Origin of the sequence: Massilia genomosp. 1 (genome assembly GCF_011682185.1) — a bacterium.
Classification (GTDB): Bacteria; Pseudomonadota; Gammaproteobacteria; order Burkholderiales; family Burkholderiaceae_D; genus Telluria_A; species Telluria_A rubra.
In genome coordinates, this window is record NZ_WHJF01000575.1 from 1 (window position 1) to 256 (window position 256).

At 59.0% G+C, this 256-nt stretch carries 1 protein-coding gene; it reads left to right on the plus strand.

Annotated features, from left to right (window positions below):
* Window positions 1-256: transposase (locus F1735_RS34965; protein WP_167241639.1), on the plus strand; the 256-nt coding region annotated here is incomplete at both ends.

Genomic DNA, 256 nt, shown 5'->3' on the forward strand with positions numbered 1-256 from the left:
CCCGAACAGCCATTGCCAACGGCGACGAGCGCCATCGGCATCGATGTCGGCATCGCCCGCTTCGCCACGATGAGCGACGGCAGCGTCGTCGCACCACTCAACAGTTTCAAGAAGCACCAACAGAACCGGCGCAAGGTCAAGTTCAGCAGCAATTGGAAGAAGGCGAAAGCCCGCGTCCAGAAGATTCACATCGGCATCGCCAACGCCCGCAAGGACTTCCTGCACAAGACCACAACGACGATCAGCAAAAACCACG